The sequence below is a fragment of the Dietzia aurantiaca genome (assembly GCF_021033825.1).
GTDB classification, from domain to species: Bacteria; Actinomycetota; Actinomycetes; order Mycobacteriales; family Mycobacteriaceae; genus Dietzia; species Dietzia aurantiaca.
In genome coordinates this window covers 114878-137089 of sequence record NZ_JAIFXZ010000005.1, presented here as the reverse complement: position 1 = coordinate 137089, position 22212 = coordinate 114878, and the positions used below count along the sequence as shown (strand labels likewise).

Below are 22212 nucleotides of genomic sequence, written 5' to 3'. Positions count from 1 at the left end.
ATCACCCGGGAGGCCGGGGTGATGCCCCATGACGGCAAAAAATCATGTTTACATTCCGGTCGACGGGGCTTCGGGGGAAGCCGGTGTCGAGGGGGCTGGTGTAGATGGAGACGACGACGAGAGAGCCCGTAGCCACCACGGGCGGTGAGCCTCAGGCCTCCTCGGGAACCGCCGGGGCGGACGGGGAAACGTCGGCCGCGGACCCGGCGCCACAGGCCGCGCACGACGGCCCGGCACTCGAGCTGGCGACTCTGTTCCGGCCCATCATGCTGCGCCTGGACCTGCTGGTCCGGCGACAGAACACCCAGTACGAGTTGAGCCGGGCCCAGACCTCGATCCTGCACACGCTCGCCAATCACGGGCCGCTGCGCATGTCCTACCTGGCCCGCCTGGAGAACGTCCGCGTCCCCACCACCAGCAACTCGGTGAGCGTGATCGAGTCGATGGGCTACGTCACGCGGATCCCGGACGAGGCGGATCGTCGCGGCGTCAGCGTCGCGCTGACCGACCTGGGCCGGGACCGCATCAAGCAGGTCCTCATGGACCGGGACCGCGACTTCGCCGAACAGCTGTCCCGCCTGTCCCCGGAGCATCGCGCCGTGCTCGCCGACGCCGTCCCCGCCCTCACTTCCCTGCTCGACGCCTTCGACGCCGACTAGCCTCGGCGGCATGAGCACTGTCCTCGTCACCGGCGCCTCGCGCGGCATCGGGGCCGCCACCGCCCGCGCCCTGTCCGAATCGCACGACCTCGTCCTGGTGGGACGCGACACCGACGCTCTGAACGCGGTCGCCGACGACTGCCGGTCGGCCAGGGTCGTGACCGCCGACCTGACCTCCGCCGACGGACCCGCACTGGCCGCGGCCGGGATCGACACCCTCGACGGGCTCGTCCATTGCGCGGGCATCGCCGAGCTGGGCCGGATCGCCGACACCGAGGCCGACCAGTGGCGCCGCGCCTACGAGGTCAATGTGGTCGCGGTCCTCGAGCTGACGCGGGCCCTCCTCCCGTCGCTGAGTACGGCGCGGGGCCACGTCGTCGTCGTCAACTCCGGCGCGGGGTACACCGCCAAGGCCGGCTGGGGCTCCTACGCCGCCTCCAAGTTCGCCCTGCGCGCCTTCTCCGACGTGCTCCGTCACGAGGAACCGGACCTGCGCGTCACGTCCGTCCACCCCGGGCGCGTCGACACCGACATGCAGCGCGCGATCGTCGCCGACGAGGGCGGCACCTACGACCCGGGCGCGTTCCTCACCCCCGAGTCGGTGGCCGCGGCGATCCGGCACGCGTTGGAGGCGACACCCGACGCGCACCCCACCGAGGTCGTCCTGCGGCCCCGCCCGCACTGACCCGACGCTGACGCGACACCCATCCGCAACCGAGGCGGCGCCCACGGAAAGGTCCCCCGTTCCGGCTGCCGAAGTCCCGCGCGTGTCGTACCGTCATCACCATCATGACCAGCCCGGACAGCCCTCTGCGCGTCACCGTGATCGGTGCGGGGGTCGTCGGCTGCTACCTCGGCGGCCGGCTCGCCCGCCACGCCGACGTGACCCTCGTCGGGCGCGCGCACGTGCTCGATCCGATCCGCGCTGTGGGGCTGACGGTGGAGTCCGGCGACGGTCAAGGCGACCGTCTCCATCTGCCGCCCGACTCGCTCACGCTGACCGAGTCCCCCGAGGCGGTTCGGCGCTCCGACGTGATCCTGGTGACCACCAAGGCCGCGCAGACCGGGGAGGCCACCGCGGCGTTCCTGCCGTTCCTGCGGCCCGGTTCGCTGATCGTGGGGCTGCAGAACGGGCTGCACTCGGCCGACCGGATCCGTGACGACGTGGACGTGGTGCCCGTGATCGCGGGCACCGTGCCGTTCAACGTGGCGCGGACCGGGCCCACGACCTACCGGCGCACCTCGCGCGGGGAGATCCGGATCGCCGACCATGCGGCCGCGGCGCCGCTGCTGGAGGTGTTCGCCACCGCCGGCCTGCCCGCGCGCCCCACCGACGACATCCAGGCCGTCCTGCACGGCAAGGTGCTGCTCAACATGAACAACGCCGTGCAGGCCCTATCGGGGTTGCCGCTGCGCACCGAGCTTCTCAACCGGGAATTCCGACGATGCGTGGCGCTGTGCCAGGCGGAGGCCAGCCGGGTGTTCACCGCGGCCGGCGTGGTGCCGCGGGTTCCGCTCCCGGTCCCGGCCGGGATGCTGCCGACGATCATGCGGCTGCCGACGCCTGCGTTCCGCCGGCTGGCGCGCGCCGTGATCCGCATCGATCCCGACGGGACCTCGTCGATGCACTACGACCTCGAGCGGGGTCGGCCCACCGAGATCGGGATCCTGCAGGGCGAGGTGGTGCGGATGGGTCGGCGGCTCGGCGTGGAGGCGCCGGCCTGTGCCCGCATCGTCGAATTGGTGCACGAAGCCGAGAGGGCCGGCCCCGACAGGCGGCAGTGGACCGGCCGCCAGCTGCTGGCGGAACTGCAGGGCGCCCGTAGGCGCGCGCACCGCCTGTCGCGGGCCCGGGAGACCGGCGGCGGAATCTAGCCCCGCACGCTCCGCGTGCGCGTCGGCCGACCGGATCGAGCGGCCGGCGGGCAGCTCTCAGTCGTCGTAGCCGAGCGAGAACGCCGCCTCGAGATCGTGCTTGGACTGGGTCCGGAACGCGATGTGGGTCTCCGTGTCCAGCACGCCCGGGACCTTGTTGAGGCGGTCCGACACGACGTCCGCGATCTCCTCGTTGCGACGCGCGCGGACCAGCACGATCAGGTCGATGGTCCCGGTGACCGAGTAGACCTCGGACACACCGTCGATCTCGGCGATGGCGGAGGCCACCTCGGGGATCCGCGCCGTCTCGGCGTGGACGAAGACGATTGCGGTAATCATGCAGTCCAGGCTAGTCGAGCGGGCGGATCGCGCACGGGGGAGCCGTCAGCTCATGTTCTCCGGGGTCCAGTAGGCGCGCATGGACACGACCTTGCCCTGCTCGTCGTGGGTCATCAGGTCCCACACGTTGATGGTGGCCTTGGAGCCCTCGCCGAAGTGCGTGGTGATCTCGAAGTTGAACAGCAGGTCGTTGCCGCAGGCCCGGGCCTCGAGCACCCGGCCGTCGATCTTCAGTGCCACCACGGAGGCGTAGAACTCGCGGATCGCGGCGGCGCCCTCGTGGACGGTGCCGCCGCCGACCGGGTCCTCGACGGTGGCGTTCTCGGCGTAGAGCGCCATGACTGCCTCGAGGTCGCCGGCGGTGAGTGCGGCGATGTAGGAGTCGGCGGTGGCGCGGATCTGTTCGGGGGTGACGCTCACGGTGGGTGCCCTTTCGATGATGACGACGACGAAGTGCCCCTCAGCCTAGAACGTGTTCTCGTTACGTGGGTTCGTACAGCTCGGACGACAGCCGACCATCGTGTGACTTGCGACACTCCCGCCCCGTGCCTACCCTCCTCTCACCACCTGTAGCAGAGCCAGTCGGCGCGGCCCCGGTTCACCGGGCCGGGGAGCGGGGTACGCATGTCCACTCAGAACACCGCCGGGCCGCGGCCCGGTGAGGAGTCGTTCCACACCGGCCGGGTGGTGATCATCTCCCTGGTCGCGGCGCTGGGAGGCTTCCTGTTCGGCTTCGACACCGCGGTCATCAACGGCGCCGTCGACGCCGTGCAGGAGAGCTTCGGGATGGGGGCGGGGCTGACCGGGTTCGCCGTCTCCTCGGCGTTGCTCGGGTGTATCGCCGGCGCATTCCTCGCGGGCCGTCTCGCCGACCGGTGGGGACGCACCCGGGTGATGGTCCTGGCGTCGGTGCTGTTCACCGTGAGCGCGCTGGGGTCGGGCCTGGCCGTGAGCCCGTGGGACCTCATCGTCTGGCGGGTCATCGGCGGCCTGGGCGTCGGCGCGGCGTCGGTGATCGCGCCCGCGTACATCGCGGAGGTCGCCCCGCCGGCGATCCGCGGCCGGCTCGGTTCGCTGCAGCAGTTGGCGATCGTCTCCGGCATCTTCGTGGCCCTGCTCTCGGACGCGTGGCTGGCCGGGGTGGCCGGGGGCGCGATCGAGCAGCTGTGGCTCGGCGCGGCGGCGTGGCGGTGGATGTTCTGGGCCGAGCTCATCCCGGCGGTGGCGTACGGGGTGCTGGCGCTGACCATCCCGGAGTCGCCGCGCTATCTGGTGGGCCGGGGGCAGCTGGACCGCGCGAAGGCCGTGCTGCGTTCTCTCCAGGACGGCGGGGTCGACGACCGGATCCGGGAGATCCGCGGCACCCTGCGCGAGGATCGCAAGCGCACGTGGCGCGACCTCGTCACCCCGGGCGGGAGGAACCTGCTGCCCATCGTGTGGATCGGCATCGTGCTGTCGGTCTTCCAGCAGGCCGTGGGCATCAACGTGATCTTCTACTACTCCACGTCGCTGTGGCAGTCGGTCGGGTTCACGGAGGCGGATGCGCTCACGCAGACGGTCATCACGTCGGTCACGAACATCGTCGTGACGGTGGTGGCTATCGCGCTCATCGACCGGATCGGGCGGCGGCGACTGCTCATGATCGGCTCGGTGGGCATGACGGTGTCGCTGGCGTTGATGGCCGCGATGTTCAGTCAGGCCACCATGGCCCCGGGCGCGGACGGCGAGCTCGCCCCGCAGCTCGGCGACGTCCAGGGCCTGATCGCGCTGATCGCGGCCAACTGGTTCGTGGTGTTCTTCGGGATTTCGTGGGGCCCGGCGGTGTGGGTGCTGCTCGGCGAGATGTTCAACAATCGCATCCGCACCACCGCGTTGGGGCTGGCCGCGGCTGCGCAGTGGGCCGCGAACTTCGCCGTCTCGACGGCCTTCCCACCGATGGCCGAGCTCAGTCTCACGTTCACCTACGGCTTCTACGCGGTGGCGGCGCTGCTGTCGCTGCTGTTCGTGGCCAGGTTCATCCCGGAGACCAACGGCCGGTCGCTGGAGGACATCGAGTAGCCAGGCCTCGCACCCGCGCGCGTGCGGCGCGAGGTCACCGTGCTTGACGCCGCGCGGCAGACCGGTGCCGCTGAACGGCGTCGTGATTGCCACACCGGGCGCTGCAGTACGCCCGCCTGCCGTTGCGGCTGGTATCGACGAAAACTTCTGGGCATCCCGCGCGGGCGCAGGCCCCGAGACGCCCGCCCTCGGATTCGACGGTGAAGATCGCCAGGCCACCGGCGGTGATCGCGGTGACACGTGCCACCACGTCGTCGTGGTCAGACGCGAAGTGCAGGTGCGGCTTGTGCCCGTCGTGGGTACTCAGCGTCATCCGCTGAGTCGCGGCCTCGAGCAGGGCGTTGATCGCCTCGCACCTGCCCTTCACGTCCTCGGCTGCGAACGGCGCTCTCAACCGGGCCGCCCACTCGCCCAGTCGCCGGGATGCCTCGACGGAGAGGTCGGGCCTGCGCACGCCGTGCCCGCGCAGCACCGCGGCGGCGGACCCGTGGTCCCATCCCCGTCCGGCGAGTGAGGCGAGCTCCGCGGCGAGCGACGGGCCGACCATATTGCCATGGTTGAACTGCACTGACCCATTGCATCACAGTCGAGGAGCGAGGAGAACCGACCGCATACCCGCAAATCCTTCACGACAGAACGGAGCTCGCTGCCATGTACGCAGAGGGTCATCATCACGAATGGCACACCGATTCGGCCCACCCGACCAGCGAGGGGATGGTCGTGTACGAGTCCTGCCACTGCGGGGCACACCGGGTCCTCTGCGGAACCGTGCCTATCACGCAGGCGGGTCAGGCGGCGTCGTCGGGCGTCCGAACCACGCAGTACAGGTCGGTTCGCAGCTCCGCCGGGTCCATGTCGGGTGACGGCTCGGTCACGTAGGCCTCCCAGAACGGGATGCCCGGCGCCCATCCCATCGCCCCGAGCTCGCCCAGGAACTCACCCCAGGCCCGCCCGAGCCCGTCGAACCCGCCGAGGTGGCTGGTCACCGCGACGTCGGCGGCGGGCAGGACCGAGGCGACCACGCGGAGGCCGTCGACCTCCACGAGCTCGGAGTCGATCTGGGCGAGCAGCGGACCGTCCAGCGGGAACCCGATCTCCACGTCGGCCACGGCGTCGGCGCCGTCGGTCAGTCGTGTGTACAGCGCGAACGCCGGACCCGCCGGGGTGAGTCCGCGCGCGAACGCGGCGGGGAACGCCGTGCCGAACACCGCGTCGAACAGGCCGGCGATGGTGGCCATGGGCACGTCGGCGGCGCGCACGACGGCCGTCGGCACGGCCGGGGCGCGCAGGAGCCGGATGCCGTCGACGGGCTCGTCGCCCAACCGCGGGTAACCGTGGGGCGCGTCCTCGCGGGCGGCGGGGCCCTCCGGGGCCGCGGGTGAACCGTCGTGTGACGGAGTGGATGACGACGACGACATGGTGTGCCTTCCTCTGTGGGGCGATGCCGCTCCCCAGTGTGCTCTCGCGCCGTGTCGGAGGGAGGGAATACCGATCATCGGGAGATCGCGATGTGCCCGGGCCGGGTGCGGTGGCGGCTCGCGAGGAGGACACTTGAAGACATGTCGATGTTCCGCCTCCGCACCCCCGACCGCACGATCGACCTCGGTGAATTCGACAATGCTCAGGAAGCGCTCGAGTCCGCCGCCGACCGCCAACGCGAGGACCGCCCCTCCGACGGTGTCCTGGAGGTGGAGGTGAGCGGTGAATGGCATCCGGTCGACACCGAGGGCGATATCTCGTGACGGGGCCGAGTGGGGATCCGTCCTCCGGCCAGGGGTCGGTCACGCAGTGCGCGACGTGCGGTGTCGAGCGTTCCGCGCCGCTGCCGGAGGTGTGCCCGATCTGCGCTGACGAGCGCCAGTTCGTGCCGTCGGACGGTCAACGGTGGACCACGCCCGAGCAGTCGCGGGCGGGTGGCGCGGCGATCGAGTTCGTCGAACGCGAACCGGACGTCATCATGCTCGTGCAAAAGAACTGCCCCGGGATCGGCCAGAAGCCCGCGCTCATCCGCACGGATCGCGGCAACATCCTGGTGGAGGTGCCCAATGTCATCACCGACGAGGCCGTGGCGGCGGTCCGCGGCTGGGGCGGGCTTGCGGCGATCATCGCCTCGCATCCGCACATGTACGGGGTGCAGTCGATGTGGTCGGAGGCGTTCGACGACTGTCCGGTCTACGTCTCCGCGGCCGATGAGCAGTGGCTGGGACTGCGGCCGCGCAACACCGTGGTGTGGGGCGGTCAGAACGACGGGACGGTCGGTGGTGATGGCTCGGTGGCCCCGGACCGGGATGCCGAGATCGACCTACTTCCCGGGGTGCGCGCGTCCCAGCCGGGTGGACACTTCCCGGGCAGCGCGGTCGTGCACTGGACCGCTCCCGACGGCGAGGGCGTGCTGTTCACCGGGGACACGATCGGCACAGTCGCCGATCCCGCCTGGGTGACGTTCATGCGCTCGTTCCCCAACTGGATGCCGCTGTCCGCGGCGGTGGTCCGACGGATCGCCGACCACGTGGGCCGCTACGACTTCGACCGGATCTACGGCAATTTCGGCGGCTGTGTCCCGCGCGACGCCCGGGCCGTGGTCCTGCGGTCGGCCGAGCGCTACGCCGCCTGGGTCGACGGCGAGTACGACCACCTCACCTGAGCTGCACTTACCGGGGGCGCCGGTTGTCGCGTTCCGCCAGTCGGCGGACCTGCTCGAGCCGCCGGTCCCACCCGTCCGCCACGGTTCCGAGGAGGTCCGAGATCTCGCGGATGCGGCCGGGGTGTACTGCGTGGACCTGTCGTCGCCCTTCGGCCCTGGCGAGGACCATGTCGGCGTCCGCCAGTATCCGAAGATGCTTGGCGACGGCCTGGCGGCTGATCCCCAGGTCGCGCGCCACCGCACCGGCGTCGTCCGGTTGATCGGCCAACCGCACGATGATCTGCCTGCGGGTCCGATCGCCGAGCGCCGTGAAGACGTCGTCGGCGTTGGGAGCGAGAAGGCCGGCGAGAGCAGCAACCGGCGCGGCCGACCCTGCATCCTGGCGGGCTGACACTCCACTCACACCCGAGCCTCGGCCCGATCCCGTGCGAGCCCGAGCTCGATCACCCAGCCCTCGGAGTTCTCCTCGAATCGTCGACGCCGGACGACCGCCTCGTCGTGGAGTCCGGCGAACCCCGTCTCGCGGACGGTCAGCAGAACACCGGTGCCGTCGGGTTCGACGGTGAACTCGACTGTGTTCACGGGGCCACCGGCGGCGATCTCGCCCGCTTGCCCGCACAGCCACTCGAACACCGCACGGTGCGGCGGTTCGAGTGTCACGGTGCGGAGGCTGAACTCGCCGTGGACGGGATCGACCACCCGCGCGATGTCGCCGTCGGTGGTGATCTCGTGTTCAGCCCAGGAGCCCTCGTTGATGAACCACCCGGGCTCGGCGATGATCTCCCAGACCGCCCGGGCGGAGGCCTCGATGTGGATGCTGCGGCGGATCTCGTCCGGCACGTCGTCGGTGGTCATCTGTGCGTCTGGCTCGGTCATGTCACGCACCTCCCGAGGAAAATAGTCGCATGCCGAAGGCGCTACTGCAACCCTTTGGTTGCAGTAACTGTCGACTTCCGCGACCTCCGGACATGTACACGCCTTCAACACGTTCAAGAAACGTGTGCACGAAACCGCGATTCGTGTACACGTTCACCGGCTGCTATAGGGACTTTGCGGTCTCCCCCTCCGCGAAGCTCCAGAGGCGTTCGGCGAGCGCCGGGTCCGACGCCTCGGCGCTTCGACCGATGAGCGTCGGCATCCCGCGCAGGTGTCGCATCGCGTCCGGGCCGGTGTAGCTGCACGGCGGCAATGGCCGGGTCGCGGCGTACATCGTGGTGAGCGCAGCCTGGGCCGCGGGCTGGGCGAACACCGAGCACACGCTGGTGATCACCCTGTCGAGCACGGGGTTGCCGGTGGCATTGGAGATGCCCGTGGCAGCCCACCCCGGGTGCGTGAGCTGCACGTCCACCCCGGCGGCGCCGGCCTCGGCCCGCCCGTCCCGCAGGCGCTGGTCCAGCGCGAGCCCCCACAACATGTCCCCGAGCTTGGACTGGGCATAGCTACTCGCGGGGGTCCAACTGCGGCGGCGGAAGTGCGGGTCGTCGAAATCGAACGACGCCGCCTTGTGTGCGTTCGAGCCCACGATCACCACCCGCCGCTGCACGAGCGGGAGCACGAGGTCGGTGAACAGGAACGGTCCCAGGACATTGACCCCGAGAAGCATCTCGAACCCGTCAGCGGTCTCGCGGCGGCGCGGCGTGATGGCCCCGGCGTTGTTGACCAACACGTCGATCCGCTCCGGTCCGAACTCCTCGCCGCCGTGAACATCGCCGTTGCGGCCGACCTCGTCGTCGTCGCCCCTGCCGCCCAGCAGCTCGGTGGCCGCGCGCCGCACGCTCGCCAGTGACTCGAGGTCCAGCTCGACCACCAGGGAGGACCCGGGCAGCGCGGCGGACACCTCACGCCCGCGCGCGGTGTCGCGGACGGCGAGGATCACCCGGGCGCCGTGCCGGGATGCGGACCGCGCGGTCTCGAGGCCGACCCCGCTGGTCGCGCCGGTGATCAGCCACGTCTGGCCGGACAGGTCTGGGATGTCGATGCTCTTGGCAGGCACGCGCCCACGATACGTAGCGCGGCGTGCCGATAGGCTCGTATCCGTGTGGTCCCGCCTGAACCGCCTCTTCGACGCCGAGGACCCGTGGATCCGTCCGCTACCTCCCGGTTACCTCCGCGCCGACATCACTCTCGCCGTGGTGATGTTCGCGTGCTCGGCGCTGGGCATCGAGATCCTCCGCAGCATGGGTGTCCTCGACGCCGAGACCGCGCCCATCTGGGCGCAGTACCTGTCGATGGCGACCGCGGCAGCGGTCCTCGCGATCCGGCGGCGTTTCCCGCTGACCACCGGGATCGTGGCGACACTACATCTGTTGATTCTGGGTAGCGTCATGCCGCTCGTCATGGGCCAGCTGTCCCAACAGGTGCTCTACTTCGTTGCGGTCTACTCGTGCGTGGCCTGGGCGAGGGACCGCCGTGCGCTGGTGGGGGTCGCGGCCGGCATCGCGGCGGCATTGGGCGTCTGGATGGCCTGGTACCTGGCTCTGGGCTCGGGCATGCAGCAGATCCTCGACGCGGTGTCGGAGACCGACCAGGCTGGCGGCCTATTCCCTGCCGTGCCGTCCTATCTCGTCTACACCGCCCTGATCAACGTCGTGTACTTCGGCGGCGCCGCCGCGCTCGGCATCAGCGCGTGGCGGTCGGCGCACCGCCAGTTCGCGCTCCAGGAGCAGGCGCGGACCATCGAGCGCCAAGCCGAGGCCCTGCGTGATGCCGCGGTCACCGAGGAGCGGCTGCGTATCGCGCGCGAGCTCCATGACGTGGTGGCCCACCACATCGCAGCGATCGGGGTCCAAGCCGCCGCCGCGCGCCGGGTGATGGATCGCAACCCGGAGGCCGCCGCCGAGGCACTGCGCACGATCGAGGGTTCGTCGCGGTCGGCGGTCGGCGAGATGCGCGCGCTCCTGGGCGCCCTGCGCTCAGAGGAGGCCGCCCCCGTCCCGGCGGCGGACACCGGGTCGCGCACCGCCGGCCACGGCCTCGACGAGCTGGCCGCACTGGTGGTCTCCCACGACACCGCCGGCTTCGCGACCAGCTATGACATTGCCGTCGACCCTACCCATCCGATCACCGAGGTCCCACCGCTGACCGGCTCGTCGCTATACCGCACGGTGCAGGAGGCGCTGGCCAACGTCCGCCGGCACTCCACCGCGACCCGCGCGAGCGTGGTCCTGCGCACCGGCGAGCGCCCCGACCACACCCCCTACGTGGAGGTCGAGATCCTCGACGAGGGCCGGCCGCGCCCCGGCACCTCCGGCAGCGGCCTGGGCCTGCTCGGGATGCGCGAGCGCGTCCGCTCCCACCATGGCGAGTGCCAGATCGGCCCCCGAGTGACCGGGGGTTACCGCGTGCGGGTCCGCCTACCGTACGGCGCCGGAGATGAGGAGGAGCGATGACGACGACGACACCATCACCGCCACCTCCCCCACCCGGGAATGACGGCAATGGCCCGGAGTCCGACCAGGCCAACCCCGGGGTATTGCGGGTGCTCGTGGTGGACGATCAGCCGCTGATGCGATCCGGGTTCTCAATGATGCTCAGCGCGGAGGACGACATCGAGGTGATCGGCGACGCCGCCGACGGTTCGGCCGCGATCGAGGCGTGCCGCGAACTCCGACCCGACGTGGTGCTCATGGACGTGCAGATGCCCGGGATGGACGGCATCGAGGCGACCACCCGGATCGTGGCCGAGGGACTGGCACGCGTGCTCATCCTCACGACCTTCGACCGCGACGACTACCTCTTCGACGCCCTCCGCGCCGGCGCCGGCGGCTTCCTGCTCAAGAACTCCGACCCCGATGACCTGGTGGACGGCATCCGGGCCGTCGCCCACGGGCACGCCCTGCTCGCACCCGAGGTGACCCGCCGGGTGATCGAGAAGATGACCGCCTCGCCGGCTGATTCCGGCGACGCAGGTCTCCGCGATGTTGCCGGTGAAGGCATCGCGGGCGACGGCCTCGCCGTCGACACCCCGGCCGCGTCCTCCCCCACGCTCGACGCGCTGACCGCGCGCGAACGCGAGGTCCTGCGGCACGTCGCGCGGGGACTGTCCAACGCGGAGATCGCCGCCGAACTCGTGGTGGGCGAGGCGACCGTCAAGTCCCACGTCTCGGCGTGCCTGTCCAAACTGCACCTTCGCGACCGTGTGCAGGCCGTGGTCCTGGCGTACGAGGCCGGACTCGTCCGTCCCGGCGACTGACCGTCCCGCGTCGTTTGGAGCCGAGCCGTCAGTTCGGTCAGCAAACTCACTGGGTGACGGCCAAGAATGGCTGCCGGAGCGACGGCTCTCCGCCTTGAGGATGAGACGGGCTCGGCTGCGCCCCTGCGTATTTCCCCCTCACGACTGATCCACTTCGCCGCGCCGCGCCATAACGTCATGGGTGTCATCAGGACAATCGACCGGCGGCCTCAGAAGGGACGGCTGGTCAGGGAAGGACACCATGCTCCGCATCGACGGACTGACCAGACGCTTCGGCGACACCGTCGCAGTGAACGACGTCGAATTCATGGTTCCACGTGGAACCATGACCGGCTTCGTGGGCGGCAACGGCGCCGGCAAGACCACCACCATGCGCATGATCATGGGCGTCCTGCAGCCCACCGCCGGTCGCGTGCTGTGGAACGGCCACGAGGCCACCGTCGCCGACCGCCGCACGTTCGGCTACATGCCCGAGGAGCGTGGGCTCTATCCCAAGCAGGCGATCCTCGACCAGCTGGTCTACCTGGGCCGGCTCCAGGGCCGCTCCGCCGCCGACGCCCGCCGCACCGCCACGGACCTGCTCGACCGGTTCGGCCTGGGCGAGCGGCTGAACGACAAGCTCGAGTCGCTCTCGCTGGGCAACCAGCAGCGTGTGCAGATCGCGGCTGCCGTGATCGGCGGACCCGAACTGCTCGTGCTCGATGAGCCGTTCTCCGGTCTGGACCCGGTGGCCGTGGACTCGATGGTCGACCTGCTGCGCGAGCACACCACCCGCGGCGTGCCCGTGCTGTTCTCCTCCCACCAGCTCGATCTGGTCGAGCGACTCTGCGATCAGCTCGTGGTGCTCTCGCGCGGCCGCGTCGTCGCCCAGGGCACCGTCGAGGATCTTCGTCGGCGCGGGCGTGTCCTTCACCGCCTGGTGGTGGTCGGCGACGCCGGCTGGGTGCGCGATCTGCCCGGCGTCCACGTGGTGGACGTCGACGGCCCCACCGCCCTGCTCGACCTCAGCGGCGGCGGCAGCCCCGCCGGCACCGACGCCGTCCTGCGCGAGGCCATGGCCCGCGGCAGCGTCCGCGAGTTCGCCGAGGTCGTCCCCACCCTGTCCGATATCTACCGTGAGGTGACGGTATGACCACCACCGACCAGTTCCCTTTCCCGTCCGATACGGCCACCGACAGCGGCGCCGGCGCTGGTGTCGGCACCGGCGCTGCGGCCCCCGAGACGCAGTCGGCGTGGCGGATCGTCGCCGGCCGCGAGATCATGGTCAAGCTTCGGGACAAGAACTTCATCATCTCCACGCTGACCACGCTCGCGATCATGGTGGTCGCGTTCGCGGTGTCGTTTTTCGTCGGTGGCCAGACCGAGTCCAAGACACTCGCGGTGGCCTCCCCCGAGGCGGTGGCGGTCGCCGAGCAGGCGACCACCGACGAGGGCGCTGCGATGTCCGGGCCGTTCGCCCCCGGGGACCTCGAGGTCACCATCAGCGAATACCCGGACGTCGCCGCTGCCGAACAGGCCGTGAGCGAGGGTGACGCCGACGCCGCCCTGATCGGTGCGCCCGGTGAGTGGACCCTCGTCGGCACCGACTCCGTCGACAGCTCGCTGGCCGGGTTGATCGGCGCCACCGTGGCCGCCGACGCCCTGGAGACCAACGCGGCCGCTGCCGGCACCACGGTCGGCGACCTCACCGCCGGCTCCGAGGTGGGCGAGCGGCTCCTCGACCCCGACGGCGCCGCCGACGAGGGCGTGCAGTTCATCGCCGGATTCGTCTTTGTGTTCCTGTTCTACCTAGCCGCGATCCTGTTCGGCTACGCGATCGCCAACAGCGTGGTGGAGGAGAAGCAGTCGCGGATCGTGGAGATCCTCGCCGCCGCCATCCCGCTGCGGCAGTTGCTTGTGGGCAAGGTCGTGGGCGCCACTGTGCTCGCGATGGGGCAGATGGTGCTGTTCGTCGGCATCGGCCTGATAGGCCTGTCCTTCACCGAGTACACCGCGCTGCTGCCGGCGATGGCCGGGGCCGCCGCCTGGTACCTGGCCCTGTTCGTGATCGGGTTCGTGGCGCTGGCCTGTCTGTTCGCCGTGGCCGGGGCGCTAGCCACCCGCGCCGAGGACGTGCAGTCCACCTCCTCCCCCGTGCTGACGCTCATCATGATCGCCACCTTCGGCGGGCTGTTCGTCTCCGGCACCTGGCAGGTCGTGGCCTCGTACATCCCGATCATGTCGACCGTCACCATGCCGATCCGCCTCGTCGAGGGCACCGCAGCCTGGTGGGAGCCGATCGTCGCGATGATCGTCTCGCTCGTGGCCGCCGCCCTGGTGATCGGCGTGGCCGAGCGGATCTACCGCCGCTCGATCATGCAGACCGGCCGCAAGCTCACCTACCGCGAGGCGCTCAAGCTGAGTGACTGAGTGAATGAGACGAGCTCCCGTCCCGGGCGGATGAGCACGAGGCCGGCCGTCGGTGGATCTTCCGCCGGCGGTCGGCCCATGTTCGAGGCGATCAGGGATGTACTGACCGGGACTCGCTCGATCGGCCGGCGTCTAAGTGCGCCACGTCGCTCAGTCGCAGGGGCGTGAACGTCCCCTCGGTGTGCGCCGAGAGCACCCGAGTGGTGAAGCAGGCGTGGTCGCCCCCGTCGTCGAGCATCGCGATTCTCTCGGCCACCATCCGGTTGGAGCAGTCCCTGAGCAGCGGCAGGCCGTGCTCGTCGGTGTCCGTCACGCGTCCGTCGGCACCGCGACCCGCGAACTTGTCCGAGTTGAACTTGTCGGTCGTCTCCCCCGTCCGGGTCCCGAACCACTCGGCGACCGCGAGATCGGCTTCGGTGAGGAAATGGACCGCAAAATGCGTGGCACGCAGCCCGGTCCGGTAGGTGTGATTGGCCTTAGACAGCCACAGGCAATAGTGCTCGGCGGAGATACTCGACTGCGCATGGAAACCGACGAGGCATCCCGCCGGCTCGTTCTCCGCGACCGTGGTGACCACGATCATCGCCGGATCCGCTGACGCCATCAGCCGGCCGAAGGCGTCCGTGCTCATCGGTCTGACCTCTCGCCAGCCGCCGTCTGGTCAGGCACCGCCTCATACCGGAGGAAGATCGTGCCGTCCTCGGCCATGACGCCCTTCAGGTTGAACCTGGCGATGCCAGTTCCGGGAGGTGTCACGGACACGGGCAACGGGTCGCCGCCCATCATCGGGGAGATGGACAGCAGCAGCTCGTCGAGCCTGTCGGCCGCGACTAGCTCACCCAGCCAGGTGGGGCCGCCCTCGCAGAGTACGACACCGTGCCCGCGGCCGGAGAGCACACGCATGGCTTGCTCTGGATCCACACGCTCGTCGCCGGCCAGGATGACCTCGGCGAACTCCGCAACCTCTGCGCGGCGCCCCGCATCGGCCCCCGCACAGGTGACGACCACCGTCGGGGCGTGCTCGGGAGCATCGGCGAACACGCTGGCCGCCCCGTCCAGATTCAGGCTCCTGCTGACCACGGCGACCGGCGGAGTGGCCGGCTTGCCCAACTCCCGCCTCCGGGCCTGCGCGTCCTCGGACAGCCGCACCGGCCCATATCCTTCGCGCCGTACCGTCTCGGCCCCGACCAGAACGACGTCGGCGATCTGCCGCATGCTGCGGAACAACGCCTGGTCCGGCCGGGTGGACAGGGCACCGACCCTGCCGCCGACCGCGGCCGTGCCGTCCAACCCCGCGACCATGTGCCCGGCGACCCAACATTCGTGCCGAGGCGAGGAGCGATCCACCTCCAGATACGGGGCCAGCGGGTCGGGGACATCTGCGCCGATCTCGAGAACGTGCATGGCGGCGATCCTAGGTTCCGTCAACTACGCCGGACACCGGTCGATTCCGGGCCGGACGCCAGAAGGCTGTGAGCGGAATTAACGACGGACTACACTCCGCTTATGGACTCCCTCACATTCCGCCGCGCCCGGAAGCTGCTCGGTTCTTCTGCGGCTGCTGTTGTCGTCGTCGCCTCTCTCACCTTCCCCGCGGCGGCCGCACCGGCGGCCTCGCCCAACCCTGCGCCCACGTGGTCCGGCATGGACACCCGCCAGTGGACCGCGCCGATCCCCGCGCCCGGCGGCGTGGCCGCCACCACGCCGCTCGACCCCGCGCTCTCGCTGCCGCAGGCCGGGCGGTCGGTGCGGCAGGTCTACGGCACCATCGACCAGCACGGGCAGCCCGCCGTCTCCACCTCCGCGGTGTTCCTCCCGCACGGCGAGGCACCCGCCGGCGGCTGGCCCGTCGTGGCGTGGGCCCACGGCACCACCGGCCTCGGTGACGACTGCGCGCCCTCCACCCAGCCGCGCTCCGAGCGCGACGCCGAGTACCTCGGGCACTGGCTCGACCAGGGCTACGCCGTGGTGGCCTCCGACTACGTGGGACTGGGCACGCCGGGCCTGCTCAGTTACCTCAACGGGCCGGCCACCGGACAGGCGATCGTCGACTCCGTGATCGCCGCGCGAAGCTCCGACCTCCCTCTCTCGCCGACGTGGGCACTGGTCGGGCAGTCGCAGGGCGCCGGCGCCGCGCTCAACACCGCGGTCCGAGCGACAGAGCTCGGCGCACCTGCCGGACTGGACTACCGCGGTGTCGTGGCCACCGGCGCACCGGCCAACATCGAGCACATCTTCCAGTGGGGCGGGCCGGGCTTCCCGCCTGTCAACCTGCCCACCGGTCTCAACCTGTACGCGTTCTACATTCTCGCGGGGTTCCGCGACCAGCACCCCGAGCTGGACATCAACTCGCTGCTCACCCCAGCGGGCCGAGACGTGGTCGACTCGGCCGAAACCCTCTGCTACCAGGCGATGCGCGACAAGGTCGGCGGCTTCCAGATCTCGCAGGCGCTCCAGCGCCCGCTCAAGGACATCCCCGACGTGTTCGGCAAGCTGCAGCGCTACATGGGCACCCCGGCCGTCGGCTATGACCGGCCCGTGTTCCTCGGCCAGGGGCTGCTTGATCTCGATGTCCCGGCGCCCTCGGCCCTGTCGCTCGCGGCCGAGATGACGTTGAACCGCCAGCCACTCGAACTGCGCGTCTACCCCGACCAGGACCACAGCGGCACCGTCTACGCCGCGACGCCCGACGCCACCGCATTCCTCGCGCGCGTCATGGGCTGATCTTCCCCGGCATCCGGGAGGTGAACTGCAGTGGCGCGGTCCGAAACAGACGTCCAATTGGGCCCGGCCGCGCCGCTGCGGGTAGGTGCACGGCTGACATGTCACGGATGTGACAGGAATCATAATTGTTACGTACTTGTCACCTGAGGATTTTCTAGTAATGTCCACGACATCGCCGCGCGGGGATGTTTCAGGGACTCCCCGCGCGGCTGACTTCATTTCGGAGCCTTTCCTCAGGCCCGATGCCGGGTCGCCGGGCGGCTCAGCTCATCCCGCAGTCACCTAGAACGTGTTCTAGTACTCTGGAAGGCATGAGCGCCCTCGACTTCGAGTCCACCAGCAAGACCATCACCGCCGGCCGCTTCGAGCTGCACTACCACGAGGCGGGCGAGAACAGCGTCGCCGAGCCCGAGAACTCGGTGCCTGTCCTGTTCCTCCACGGGTCCGGCCCCGGCGTCACCGCCTGGTCGAACTTCGCCGGCAACTTCCCGGTCTTCGCCGAGCGTTTCCACACCATCCTGCTGGACATGCCCGGCTTCGGGAAGAGCGGCGACCTGGAGTGGGAGAAGGCGTACCCGAAGATCGCGGCGGAGGCCGTCGACGCGTTCTGCGAGGCCAAGGGCATCGAGAAGGTCGACATCGTGGGCAACTCGATGGGCGGCAACGTCGCCTGCGAGGCCGCGCTCGCCTACCCGGACCGCGTCCGCAAGATGGCGCTCATGGGACCCGGCGGACTCGCCGCACCGCTGTTCACCCCGGAGCCCAGCGAGGGCTCGCGCCGCCTGTTCGAGTTCCTCGCCGAGCCGACCGACGAGAAGATGGCCGCCTGGGTCGACACGATGGTCGGCAACAAGAAGGTCGTCTCCGACGAACTCATCCGCGCCCGCACCGAGGCCGCCACCGCGCCCGGTGCCGTGGAGCGCATGTACTCGATCTTCGGCTCGATCCTCAAGCCCGAGAACGCCTACACCCCGCTGTACGCGCGCGCCGCGCAGATCCGCCAGGAGACCCTGCTCATCTGGGGCCGCGATGACCGCATGCTCCCCTACGAGCAGGCCCATTTCGCATTCCGCCAGCTGCCCAAGGCCGAGCTGCACTCGTTCTCCCGCTGTGGCCACTGGGCCATGATCGAGCAGAAGGACAAGTTCGAGCGCCTGGTGATCGACTTCTTCACCCACTGAGCCGGGAGGACGCGGGCACTCCGCCACGCCCTCTCGCGGGATCCGCTACCCCGCCCGTCGGGCACCCTCGGCGAGTGGTCTCAGATCGCGTTTCCACCGGTCGGGCTCTTGGGCGAACGTGAGCGGCAGTGACCAGGCGGCGGGGGCGCCGGGCGCCGCAGGCGTTAGCCTCACTCCCATGAGCCAGACGCCCAACAGCGGCCAGCCCGAGCAGCCCGCCGAACCTGGCCAGCCTGCCGCCCCCGTGCACGCGCCCGTCGATCCGCAGACCGGCGAGGACCTGTCCTGGAAGCAGACCCCCGTGGCGCTGGTCCTGCTCGACCGCCCGGCGCCCGACCACCGCGAGGTGGGTGAGCTGCTCGCGGAGATCTTCGAGGGCGCCTACAGGGTCGAGCCCGGCACCGACGAGGACCCGGCCACCGCGGTCCACGTCGAGGACGCCACCGTGATCGTCTCCACGGTCGATTCGCCCGTCCCCGACGGCGAGGCCTCCCGCTACACCGCTGACCTGGCGATGTGGAACGGGCAAGAGGGCGTGGTGGACACGCACCGTTCGCAGCTCGTGGTGGCGGCGTTCCGGTGGGGACCACCGGGCGACGACGGCGAGCCCACCGCTCCCGAGTACATGGACCCACGCTTGGAGACACTGCGCTGTGAGTTGGCGGTCGCGAACGTCGCCGCAGCACTGACCGCGCTGCCGGGCTCGGTGGCCGTGACCGTGGGCGGCGCGGCGACGACCCTGCCCGCCGGCCCCTACCGCGAGCTCGTGACCGCGAACCCCGTCCCCGCCCCGGCGCTCGTCGGGATCCGCGCGGGGATGCAGTCCGAGTCGACCTCGTGCGCGTACACGACGGGCCTGGGCAGGTTCGGGCGGATGGATCTCGAGCGGCTGGACGTGGCCGCTCCCCCGGCGGCGGTCTACGGCCAGATGTGCGACATCGTGGCGTTCGCGCTAGCCAGCGGCACGATCTTCCTACCCGGTCAGGCCCTCGAGGTGGGCGGACCCGAGCCGCTGGTCGCCACGGCTGCGGTCTCGCCGTTCACGGGCCAGGAGGCCCTGCGGCTGGGGCCCGGCGCGCCGACCGAATAGGACGGTCGAGCAGGCCCATCGAGCAGGCCGGCCCGCGCGAGCCCGCGGGTTGAAAGCCTCCAAGGCTCCTACGGGCGGCAATGCCCGGTGCGCTCCACCACCAACTGGGTGGTGGCGGCCAGCTGGAAGGGCCGCACGACCGGTTCGATCCGGCTCGTCAGTCGCTCCTTCTTGAGCTTGGCGATCACGCTGCGCACCAGCTCCGGCAGCGGGTTGCCGGCGTGGTCGACCAGCGGGTAGATCCGGACCTCCGGGGCCACGCGCGCCATCTCGACGATCGCCGCCACGTGGTCGGCCGTGTCGAGTCTGTCCGCATAGGTGAACAGCAGGTGCGAGCAGAGCACGAGGTCGGCGGAGTCATCGGCCAGCGGCAGTCCTGGGAGCGCGCCGGCGATGTAGCGCTCGGGGGCGACGGCCATGTGGTCGAGCATCTGCTCGGCGGCCCTGCGCCGGATCTCCTCGTGGCCCGCCAACCCGCCGCGGACGTCCCAGTCGTACTGGACCTCCCGGCGCTGCAGGTGCGACACCGCACGGTCCACGTCCTCATGGATCCGGGCGCGCAGTTCGTCCGCCCCGCGGGCGTACTGCGGGTCCACTGCGACCGCGTCGCCTCCGGCCGCGCAGATCTCCGCCACCGCGCTGGCGGCGCCGCCGGGGCAGTCCACGATCCGTCGCCGCAGATCGACCTCGTCCAGGCCGAACATGTCCACGTACTCGCCCAGCGAACGGGCGCTGACGAGGACGTCCGCGTCGCGAAGCGTCGGCGGGTGGATGGTGCGGGGACTTGCGGTCACCTGAGATCTCTCCTGAAGTTGGGCGGCCCGACTGTTGTCGTGGCCACGGGTCGCGACGAGATGGACCCGGGTTCCGGCGCGGGCCGGCCCTCCTGGAGTGAATGCGCGGCCCACCCGTCCCCCGGCGGGCCCGTCGCAGTGCTCGTTGCTACGCCGAGGCGCAGCGGGCGGCGCGGGTCCACACGGGCTCGCGTCGCCAACACATCAGTACGTTTTTCGGCACGGAACAACCGTAGCAGTGACCTACGACACCGGCCACCCGAAGTTCACGGCGCTGACGCGACCGGGGCGCGTGTCAGGGCCGCCGCTCAACGCCGCGGCATTGTGGTGCCACACAGCGCCGCCGCTCAGGGCAGGTTGTGGTGGTACGCCTGCTCCTGCGTCAGTGAGGCGATGCGCCAGCCCCCGGCCGTGCGGACGAAGCCCAGCACGTACCAGAGGCCGTAGAAGAACACCTTCTGGTCCTTCTCCGTGGTGGGCTTCAGCGCCATGGGGTTGAAACACATGCAGCGGCCGGAGGCGGAGTCCCCGTCCAGCTCCACGGCCAGGTTGCCCATGAGGTGCTGCGTCGCGGCGAAGATCGGCAGCATCTCGGCCAGCCAGGCGCGGATCGCCGGGTAGGCGTCGTCGGGCCCGCCGGACGCCACGAAGCTCACCCGCGCGTCCGGCGTGAACACGCGGTCCAGCCCGTCGAAGTCACGCGAATCGATGCAGGTCGCGTAGCGGGTCATGAGGTCCTGCAGGTCCCAGCGGTCGGATAGCTCGACCAGTGTTCGGCTCATGCGCCCTACGCTAACGTGGCCTGCATGGACTACGAGGTGGAAGCCCGCGCCCGCGCGGCGATCGAGCAGCTCAAGCATCGCTACTGGCGGGCCTGCGACGCCAAGGATCCCGAGGGCTTCCGTTCGTGCTTCGTGGCCTCCGGTGGCGTCCTGGACTTCGGCCCCCTCGGGCGGACCGACCCCGACACGATGGCGGGGATCTTCCGGAAGATCGCCCTGGCGACCGCGGAGGACGGCGGCCCGAGGATCCTCGACATGCACCACGGTTTCATGCCCTCCATAGATGTAGCGGCCTCCGCGGACGGCGGCGAGCCGACTCGCGCCACCGGCACCTGGACCCTGCAGTTCCGACAGGTCGACCGCGACAAGGGCACCGAGACCCAGTCCACCGGCGAGTACTCGGACGTCTACGTGGTCGAGGACGGCCGCTGGGTCATGGCCGAGTGCCTGTTCACCCCGGGCTGGTCCGTCACGCGCGAACTCACCGGGGCCACCGTGACCTACCCCGAGGTCGACACGGTCCCGGGAGCCGCCACCGCCGGAGCCGACTCATGACCGGCAGCACCTCGACCGCCCCCGTCGCGCTGGTCACCGGCGGCAGCCGCGGCGTCGGCAAGGGCGTGGCCACCGCTCTCGCCGCCGCCGGCTGGACCGTCTACGTCACCGGACGCTCCGCCGAGCGCCTGCAGCCGACCGTCGACACCGCCTCCGACGCCCCCGGCGAGATCCGGGCCATGGAATGCAACCACGGGCGGGATGAGGAGATCGTCGTCGTCGTCGAGAAGATCGCCGCCGACGCCGGCCGCCTGGACCTCCTGGTCAACAACGTCTGGACCAACCCCAAGGGCTTCATGGGGTTCGACGGCAAGTTCTGGGAGCGGCCCACCGACGACTGGGACGCACTCATGGGCATCGGCCTGCGCGCCCACTACGTCGCCTCCTGCGAGGCCGCCAAGGTGATGGTGCCGCAGGGTTCGGGCCTGATCGTCAACATCTCCTCGTTCGGCTCGCGCGCGCCGTTCCACACCGTCCTCTACGGCATGAGCAAGACCGCCCTGGACAAGATGGCCTCCGACATGGCGCACGATCTGGCCGGTACGGGAGTCTCCACGCTCTCGCTGTGGCTCGGCCTCATCCGCACGGAGCTCATCCTGTCGCTGGGAATGGACGACTTCAACGGCTTCCCGCTCGACCGCGCGGAGGACCCGACGTTCGTCGGTCGCGTCATCGCCGCCCTCGCCGAGGACCCCGAGCTCGCGTCGATGAGCGGGGCCACGGTCGTCACCGCCGAGTACGGGCGCAAGCACGGGATCAGGAACGACGACGACGCCGTGCCCCTCTCCCACCGGGGAGCCTTCGGCGGGGGCCCGCTGTTCCCGCCGGTCACCGATGAGCAGCTGGGTCTCGAGACCGTCGACGAGGTCGCCGCGGCGGGCGGCCACAACGGGTTCGCCGGAGAGTAGCC

26 protein-coding genes are annotated in these 22212 nt (G+C 70.4%); 15 read left to right on the top strand and 11 right to left on the bottom strand.

Translation table 11 applies throughout. The features are described from left to right. Positions 1-104: 104 nt before the first annotated feature. The 3 genes from K3888_RS08000 (at position 105) to K3888_RS07990 (ending at position 2534) form a co-directional block, all read left to right on the top strand. The gene (locus K3888_RS08000) at positions 105-659 is read left to right on the top strand and encodes a MarR family winged helix-turn-helix transcriptional regulator (protein ID WP_230929726.1); all 555 of its coding nucleotides are present in this window, start codon (positions 105-107) and stop codon (positions 657-659) included. Between the two features lie 10 nt (positions 660-669). Continuing rightward, positions 670-1344, top strand: coding sequence for an SDR family oxidoreductase (locus K3888_RS07995; RefSeq protein ID WP_230929725.1), 675 nt, complete (start codon positions 670-672; stop codon positions 1342-1344). 104 nt (positions 1345-1448) lie between these two features. Then, on the top strand, positions 1449-2534 hold the full coding sequence (locus tag K3888_RS07990; protein WP_230929724.1) for a 2-dehydropantoate 2-reductase: 1086 nt from the start codon (positions 1449-1451) through the stop codon (positions 2532-2534). Positions 2535-2591: 57 nt separating this feature from the next. Here K3888_RS07990 and K3888_RS07985 read toward each other — a convergent pair whose 3' ends face one another. Both K3888_RS07985 and K3888_RS07980 read right to left on the bottom strand, forming a co-directional pair. Continuing rightward, complete coding sequence (locus K3888_RS07985) at positions 2592-2873, bottom strand: Lrp/AsnC family transcriptional regulator (RefSeq protein WP_230929723.1); 282 nt, start codon at positions 2871-2873, stop codon at positions 2592-2594. Between the two features lie 45 nt (positions 2874-2918). Next, positions 2919-3293, bottom strand: coding sequence for a nuclear transport factor 2 family protein (locus tag K3888_RS07980; protein ID WP_230929722.1), 375 nt, complete (start codon positions 3291-3293; stop codon positions 2919-2921). A 204-nt stretch (positions 3294-3497) separates the two neighbouring features. Between K3888_RS07980 and K3888_RS07975 the strand changes: the two genes are divergently transcribed. Further along, positions 3498-4931, top strand: a complete 1434-nt coding sequence (locus tag K3888_RS07975) for a sugar porter family MFS transporter (RefSeq protein WP_230929721.1) — start codon at positions 3498-3500, stop codon at positions 4929-4931. A 34-nt stretch (positions 4932-4965) separates the two neighbouring features. Here K3888_RS07975 and K3888_RS07970 read toward each other — a convergent pair whose 3' ends face one another. Together K3888_RS07970 and K3888_RS07965 are read right to left on the bottom strand one after the other, a co-directional pair. Continuing rightward, a complete protein-coding gene (locus K3888_RS07970) occupies positions 4966-5499 on the bottom strand; it encodes a CGNR zinc finger domain-containing protein (protein WP_230929720.1) in 534 nt (177 codons plus the stop codon). A gap of 220 nt (positions 5500-5719) precedes the next feature. Beyond that, on the bottom strand, positions 5720-6349 hold the full coding sequence (locus tag K3888_RS07965) for a GyrI-like domain-containing protein (RefSeq protein ID WP_230929719.1): 630 nt from the start codon (positions 6347-6349) through the stop codon (positions 5720-5722). Positions 6350-6490: 141 nt separating this feature from the next. Here K3888_RS07965 and K3888_RS07960 point away from each other — a divergent pair, with 141 nt between their 5' ends. Together K3888_RS07960 and K3888_RS07955 are read left to right on the top strand one after the other, a co-directional pair. Continuing rightward, positions 6491-6673 (top strand): hypothetical protein, encoded by a 183-nt coding sequence (locus K3888_RS07960; protein WP_230929718.1) that lies wholly within the window; start codon positions 6491-6493, stop codon positions 6671-6673. Next, positions 6670-7575 (top strand): MBL fold metallo-hydrolase, encoded by a 906-nt coding sequence (locus tag K3888_RS07955; RefSeq protein WP_230929717.1) that lies wholly within the window; start codon positions 6670-6672, stop codon positions 7573-7575. The genes K3888_RS07960 and K3888_RS07955 overlap by 4 nt, the downstream gene beginning before the upstream one ends. A gap of 7 nt (positions 7576-7582) precedes the next feature. Here K3888_RS07955 and K3888_RS07950 read toward each other — a convergent pair whose 3' ends face one another. The 3 genes from K3888_RS07950 to K3888_RS07940 all read right to left on the bottom strand — a co-directional run bounded on the left by K3888_RS07950 (position 7583) and on the right by K3888_RS07940 (position 9568). Further along, the gene (locus tag K3888_RS07950; RefSeq protein WP_230929716.1) at positions 7583-7978 is read right to left on the bottom strand and encodes an ArsR/SmtB family transcription factor; all 396 of its coding nucleotides are present in this window, start codon (positions 7976-7978) and stop codon (positions 7583-7585) included. Next, a complete protein-coding gene (locus tag K3888_RS07945; protein WP_230929715.1) occupies positions 7975-8451 on the bottom strand; it encodes an SRPBCC domain-containing protein in 477 nt (158 codons plus the stop codon). Before K3888_RS07945 ends, K3888_RS07950 begins: the two co-directional genes overlap by 4 nt. Positions 8452-8614: 163 nt before the next feature. After that, entirely contained in the window at positions 8615-9568 is a 954-nt protein-coding gene (locus K3888_RS07940) for an SDR family NAD(P)-dependent oxidoreductase (RefSeq protein ID WP_230929714.1), read from the bottom strand. A gap of 43 nt (positions 9569-9611) precedes the next feature. Here K3888_RS07940 and K3888_RS07935 point away from each other — a divergent pair, with 43 nt between their 5' ends. The 4 genes from K3888_RS07935 to K3888_RS07920 all read left to right on the top strand — a co-directional run bounded on the left by K3888_RS07935 (position 9612) and on the right by K3888_RS07920 (position 14176). After that, complete coding sequence (locus tag K3888_RS07935) at positions 9612-10964, top strand: sensor histidine kinase (protein WP_230929713.1); 1353 nt, start codon at positions 9612-9614, stop codon at positions 10962-10964. 116 nt (positions 10965-11080) lie between these two features. Then, entirely contained in the window at positions 11081-11767 is a 687-nt protein-coding gene (locus K3888_RS07930) for a response regulator (RefSeq protein WP_230929783.1), read from the top strand. A gap of 241 nt (positions 11768-12008) precedes the next feature. After that, on the top strand, positions 12009-12899 hold the full coding sequence (locus tag K3888_RS07925; protein WP_230929712.1) for an ABC transporter ATP-binding protein: 891 nt from the start codon (positions 12009-12011) through the stop codon (positions 12897-12899). Further along, positions 12896-14176, top strand: a complete 1281-nt coding sequence (locus K3888_RS07920; RefSeq protein ID WP_230929711.1) for an ABC transporter permease — start codon at positions 12896-12898, stop codon at positions 14174-14176. The genes K3888_RS07925 and K3888_RS07920 overlap by 4 nt, the downstream gene beginning before the upstream one ends. Before the next feature lie 91 nt (positions 14177-14267). Here the strand turns inward: K3888_RS07920 and K3888_RS07915 are convergent, their stop codons facing one another. Both K3888_RS07915 and K3888_RS07910 read right to left on the bottom strand, forming a co-directional pair. After that, a complete protein-coding gene (locus K3888_RS07915; RefSeq protein ID WP_230929710.1) occupies positions 14268-14807 on the bottom strand; it encodes a flavin reductase family protein in 540 nt (179 codons plus the stop codon). Continuing rightward, positions 14804-15580, bottom strand: a complete 777-nt coding sequence (locus K3888_RS07910) for a pyrimidine reductase family protein (RefSeq protein WP_230929709.1) — start codon at positions 15578-15580, stop codon at positions 14804-14806. Before K3888_RS07910 ends, K3888_RS07915 begins: the two co-directional genes overlap by 4 nt. A 102-nt stretch (positions 15581-15682) precedes the next feature. Between K3888_RS07910 and K3888_RS07905 the strand changes: the two genes are divergently transcribed. From K3888_RS07905 to K3888_RS07895, 3 genes are all read left to right on the top strand, one after another. Beyond that, positions 15683-16900 carry a lipase family protein gene (locus K3888_RS07905; RefSeq protein ID WP_230929708.1) on the top strand — a complete coding sequence of 406 codons (1218 nt, stop codon included), beginning with the start codon at positions 15683-15685 and terminating at the stop codon, positions 16898-16900. Between the two features lie 311 nt (positions 16901-17211). Next, a complete protein-coding gene (locus K3888_RS07900) occupies positions 17212-18081 on the top strand; it encodes an alpha/beta fold hydrolase (protein ID WP_230929707.1) in 870 nt (289 codons plus the stop codon). A gap of 178 nt (positions 18082-18259) precedes the next feature. Then, positions 18260-19171, top strand: a complete 912-nt coding sequence (locus K3888_RS07895) for a hypothetical protein (protein WP_230929706.1) — start codon at positions 18260-18262, stop codon at positions 19169-19171. A gap of 68 nt (positions 19172-19239) precedes the next feature. Here K3888_RS07895 and K3888_RS07890 read toward each other — a convergent pair whose 3' ends face one another. Both K3888_RS07890 and K3888_RS07885 read right to left on the bottom strand, forming a co-directional pair. After that, positions 19240-19965 carry a class I SAM-dependent methyltransferase gene (locus K3888_RS07890; protein WP_230929705.1) on the bottom strand — a complete coding sequence of 242 codons (726 nt, stop codon included), beginning with the start codon at positions 19963-19965 and terminating at the stop codon, positions 19240-19242. Positions 19966-20312: 347 nt separating this feature from the next. Continuing rightward, positions 20313-20747, bottom strand: a complete 435-nt coding sequence (locus tag K3888_RS07885) for a nuclear transport factor 2 family protein (protein ID WP_230929704.1) — start codon at positions 20745-20747, stop codon at positions 20313-20315. A 24-nt stretch (positions 20748-20771) separates the two neighbouring features. On the opposite strand from K3888_RS07885, the gene K3888_RS07880 reads away from it, so the two are divergent. Together K3888_RS07880 and K3888_RS07875 are read left to right on the top strand one after the other, a co-directional pair. Then, positions 20772-21302 carry a nuclear transport factor 2 family protein gene (locus K3888_RS07880; protein WP_230929703.1) on the top strand — a complete coding sequence of 177 codons (531 nt, stop codon included), beginning with the start codon at positions 20772-20774 and terminating at the stop codon, positions 21300-21302. After that, positions 21299-22210, top strand: a complete 912-nt coding sequence (locus tag K3888_RS07875; RefSeq protein ID WP_230929702.1) for an SDR family NAD(P)-dependent oxidoreductase — start codon at positions 21299-21301, stop codon at positions 22208-22210. The genes K3888_RS07880 and K3888_RS07875 overlap by 4 nt, the downstream gene beginning before the upstream one ends. Positions 22211-22212 lie beyond the last annotated feature (2 nt).